The sequence below is a fragment of the Microcella sp. genome (assembly GCF_033763155.1).
Lineage (GTDB): Bacteria > Actinomycetota > Actinomycetes > Actinomycetales > Microbacteriaceae > Microcella.
Genome location: NZ_JANRKZ010000051.1, coordinates 1 through 3,440, shown reverse-complemented (window position 1 = coordinate 3,440; position 3,440 = coordinate 1). Strand labels below are relative to the sequence as shown.

The 3,440-nt window shown below is 63.3% G+C and carries 8 protein-coding genes; 1 reads left to right on the top strand and 7 read right to left on the bottom strand.

Going from position 1 to position 3,440, the window contains the following annotated elements; translation table 11 throughout:
- Window positions 1–351 precede the first annotated feature (351 nt).
- The 6 genes from SFU54_RS02160 to SFU54_RS02135 all read right to left on the bottom strand — a co-directional run bounded on the left by SFU54_RS02160 (window position 352) and on the right by SFU54_RS02135 (window position 2,678).
- Window positions 352–840 (bottom strand): putative toxin-antitoxin system toxin component, PIN family, encoded by a 489-nt coding sequence (locus SFU54_RS02160; RefSeq protein ID WP_319014676.1) that lies wholly within the window; start codon window positions 838–840, stop codon window positions 352–354.
- Between the two features lies 1 nt (window position 841).
- Window positions 842–1,090: a ribbon-helix-helix domain-containing protein gene (locus SFU54_RS02155; RefSeq protein ID WP_319014675.1), complete on the bottom strand. Its 249-nt coding sequence runs from the start codon at window positions 1,088–1,090 to the stop codon at window positions 842–844.
- 269 nt (window positions 1,091–1,359) lie between these two features.
- Entirely contained in the window at window positions 1,360–1,626 is a 267-nt protein-coding gene (locus SFU54_RS02150) for a hypothetical protein (protein ID WP_319014674.1), read from the bottom strand.
- An 11-nt stretch (window positions 1,627–1,637) separates the two neighbouring features.
- Window positions 1,638–1,874, bottom strand: a complete 237-nt coding sequence (locus SFU54_RS02145; protein ID WP_319014673.1) for a hypothetical protein — start codon at window positions 1,872–1,874, stop codon at window positions 1,638–1,640.
- A 295-nt stretch (window positions 1,875–2,169) separates the two neighbouring features.
- A complete protein-coding gene (locus SFU54_RS02140; RefSeq protein ID WP_319014672.1) occupies window positions 2,170–2,445 on the bottom strand; it encodes a DUF1778 domain-containing protein in 276 nt (91 codons plus the stop codon).
- 62 nt (window positions 2,446–2,507) lie between these two features.
- Window positions 2,508–2,678 (bottom strand): hypothetical protein, encoded by a 171-nt coding sequence (locus SFU54_RS02135; protein WP_319014671.1) that lies wholly within the window; start codon window positions 2,676–2,678, stop codon window positions 2,508–2,510.
- Between the two features lie 26 nt (window positions 2,679–2,704).
- On the opposite strand from SFU54_RS02135, the gene SFU54_RS02130 reads away from it, so the two are divergent.
- Entirely contained in the window at window positions 2,705–3,010 is a 306-nt protein-coding gene (locus tag SFU54_RS02130; RefSeq protein ID WP_319014670.1) for an ATP-binding domain-containing protein, read from the top strand.
- A gap of 190 nt (window positions 3,011–3,200) precedes the next feature.
- Here SFU54_RS02130 and SFU54_RS02125 read toward each other — a convergent pair.
- Window positions 3,201–3,440, bottom strand: a 240-nt coding sequence (locus tag SFU54_RS02125; RefSeq protein WP_319014669.1) for a hypothetical protein, incomplete at its 5' end; no start/stop codon positions are given.

Below are 3,440 nucleotides of genomic sequence, written 5' to 3'. Positions count from 1 at the left end.
GGCAGACTCCCCAATCGCAGGAAGTTTGGGCGACCCGTGGTTGACGGTTTCGTCGCGTGACCTCCGGGGCCCGTCGCGCGATCACCGCGCCGGGTCGGGTTTCTCCGCGTGCGCAATGTGCCGTTGGCGGCACGTGCCACGAGCGGCACATTGCACTTGTGAAACATCGCCCCCGCTGCCGGATTACCGCGAGATCGGCGCAGCCGAGCGCGCGGCGAACGAGCGTCGCCGCGACGAGGTGCGCGATCTGCTCACGTCGGCAGGCTTTCAGGCAAAGGTTGCGGTGTACCCGCCGAGGTTCATGGCGAAGGTCGCGGTGTACCCGCCGTGGTTCGTGCCGAAGGTTGACGACTAGGCGTTCGGGGCAGTTCGCCGACCGGCGACTACGTGCGCGATGAAGCGCTCGGGCGTCATGATGAGCCGCCCGTTCCACGGGTTGAGTGAAGTCAGGTCGTGGTCAGAGCTCACGACGATGAGAGCTTCGGCGGCCAACGCGCAGTCGAGCACGAGGTTGTCTTCGTGATCGCGTGAGTCGTGGGCTCGACGCGGCGGGTCGAGCACAGCGCCGCCGAGTTCAGTAATGATGTCTGTCAGCTCGCCGACGTAGCGCTGTGCGGTGTCGGGGCTGGCGCCCAGACGCACGAGCACCGCCGCCGTGGTGGTGAGAATGTGCAGCGAGCTGAACAGCCGCATGTCGTCTCCATCGAGGGCGATCGCGAGACAGTCGGCGGCGGCGTTGTCGGTGGTGGGCGGGATGCGGGGCAGGTAGGGGTAGCTCGAGTCGGGCCCGACCAGGGCGTTGACGAGAACGTTGACGTCGTAGACGACCGGCGTCAGCACGTCAGGCGGCCCGGCCCACCTGCTCTGCCACGGCCGCGCGCACTTCGTCGGGTGTCACGACGCGCCCCAGTTGTTCGTGGGCCTCCTGTTGCAGAGCCTGCAGCCGTTCGGCTCGTCGATCGCGAGCGAGTCGTCGAATGGCGACGCGCAAGAACTCTGATCGATTGCCGCCGCCATAGTGTTCGACTAACTCGTCGAGGAGGGCGCGTTCGTCATCGCCAATGGCGAATCCGACGGTCTTGGCAGTCACGGTGGCCTCCTGCGTTCTCCCGTATGCAACTCGTATGCAATGGTACGGCTTGATTCAGAGTAGGCGCAACGAGACCGCGCACCCTCGGGCTATGTGCCGCCGCGACACACTGCATGTATGAGGTGACTTTGGAAGACGGCCGCGACCGTGCCGCGCCCCGGTCAGTGCGCGAACTGGTGGTTCTGGAGCGACGGATGCCCGCCTCACCTCACGCCGGGGCATCGCGCGCGACCGATCGGCTTGTGGTGCTGGAGGCTGGCTGACCTGGGTTACGCGGGATTCTCGGGTGGTGACTCCCCAAACCGCTGCTGGGCTGCTTGCTTGCTGATGCCGAGCACCAGCCCGATGAAACCCCAGCTTCGCCCATTGGCGCGAGCGGAGGTAACCGCGTTAGCAAGCTCCGTTTTGGCGCGCTCGACGTCTTTGGCGGCGAGCCCAATACGCCTCAAATCGGCGGGATCGTCAACGGGGTAATCGTCGAGGTCGATGGCGTCGAGCAGCTGCTCTATGTCGCGCACGGCTGTTTTCTTGGTCATCTACTTTCTCCTCACCGCAGGTAGTGCATGAAGCGTTGTCGCAGAGGCATCGCGTGAATGATTCGGGCGTCTTCGTCTGGGTCGACGACGATGACTTCGAGTAGTTGGCCGTTCTCGTCGGGGCCGATGATCAGCACGAGGTCAGTTTCGATTCTGACGACGCGAAAAGCGATCGAGATCGCGTGAAGAATGCTGCGATCGGTGAGGCCGTGTTTGCGTGCCGACGGAAGAGCTCGTGGCTTCACCATAACCGCCCCCCGGCCCGATTGTCAACCTTTAGTTGACGCGCTGCATGACGCCGTCATTCTGACCGCCCGAGAGCGAACCTGCAGCGCACGAGCGAGTTGTGACCTGCAGGAGCCAGAGGCGATAGTGCTGAGGAGGAGGCGTGGCCTCGTCATGGTCACGCATCGCTGCGGTGGCAGGCGTGCCTGGCGCGGGTGGTTTGAGCCGCTGTGATGACGATCAGGCTTCTGCAGCCTCCCCAATCGAAGGAACTTTGGGCGACTCGTGGTTGAAGGTTTCGCCGAGCTGGGTGAAGCCTTAGTCGGTTGCATTCGCGGCGCGGTGCCGCGCGAAAGCAACGATCAATCGCTGTGCGGGTGCTGCGTCTGACTCCAGGGCTTGTTCAACCAGCAGTGCATCAGCGGCGCTGAGCCTTATCACCCGATCTTCGAGCAACACCTGGCGAGCGCTCGACATCGCTGAACCCAGCACAAAGGCGGTGAGGTCTTGGCCTTGAATCCGCGCTGCTTCCCTGATCTGATCGAGCACGTCGGGAGCGACGCGCATGTTGATGCGAGCCTGTGTCGTGGTCATGGCGAGAGCGTACACCCAATGTATGTACATTATTTCGGCATTGGGGGCACTGTGCACGCTCGTCAGCCAAGGCGTTTGCGGAAGGTTCGCAAGGTGATGAAGAGGCTTCGATCGACGTCGACGAACTGCGTAAAGCCATAGCGCCGGTAGAACTCAACAGCGGAGTCACTGACGACGCGACCGTCGTTGGGATGCAGTGCGACAAACGTCACGGCGTTGTCGATGCGAATCACCCGCGCACCTTAGGCACTGCGGTGGAGTGGCGCGCGAGTTATTCACCTCGCCCTACGCGCGCGAGCGCTCGGCGGCCGGGCAGGCTCTCGCTGACCGCGCGGCTGGTTCTGGGGCGACGGATGCCCGCCTCACCTCACGCCTGGGCACGAGCATCGACGACGCAACGCGCATTCGGTGGGGGAGCATCCACGAGTTCAAGGGCCTCGTGGCGCCCGCGGTGATTCTGACCGACGTCGACCTGTCGAAGGAGTACCATCGCGATCTGCTCTATGTGGGGGCGTCGCGAGCGACCGATCGGCTCGCCGTCCTGGAGTCCGTGAAAGCTAGTTGAGCTTTGAGGTCGTTCCGTTGGGACGAACGACGAGGATTTGACCCTGTGTCTTGGGCGCGGCCGTGAATAGCCCGGTCGTTGCACTTCGGTGCATGTTAACCGAGTACGAGCCGGTGCTAGACGGGGTGGGACCAGCCTGCTTCTCGTTTGCCATAATCGTCACTTTCTTCTTTCGATCACGGTACTCGCCTTACCTGTTGAACGCGATATCGCTCAAGCGTGTTCCCCAGTCTCGGCTGAGGTCGCGTGCCGTCGTTTCCCATCTCTCTTGTCTCTCCCACGCAGCGACTGCGGTTGATTCCAGACCGAAAGTGACTACCGCAGCCGCAAAAGACGGGAGCACGCCGTCGCTGACCATGATCGGGATTGCGATGGCCGAACGCCAATGGGGCGTCACTCGGGCGTCCTTCGCGATGTCCTTGAGGCGTAC

Bases quoted from the DNA above. Each gene is read 5' to 3' on its own strand.
- SFU54_RS02150 (WP_319014674.1), bottom strand. From the start codon at position 1,626: ATGACCAAGAAAACAGCCGTGCGCGACATAGAGCAGCTGCTCGACGCC.
- SFU54_RS02145 (WP_319014673.1), bottom strand. From the start codon at position 1,874: ATGGTGAAGCCACGAGCTCTTCCGTCGGCACGCAAACACGGCCTCACC.
- SFU54_RS02140 (WP_319014672.1), bottom strand. From the start codon at position 2,445: ATGACCACGACACAGGCTCGCATCAACATGCGCGTCGCTCCCGACGTG.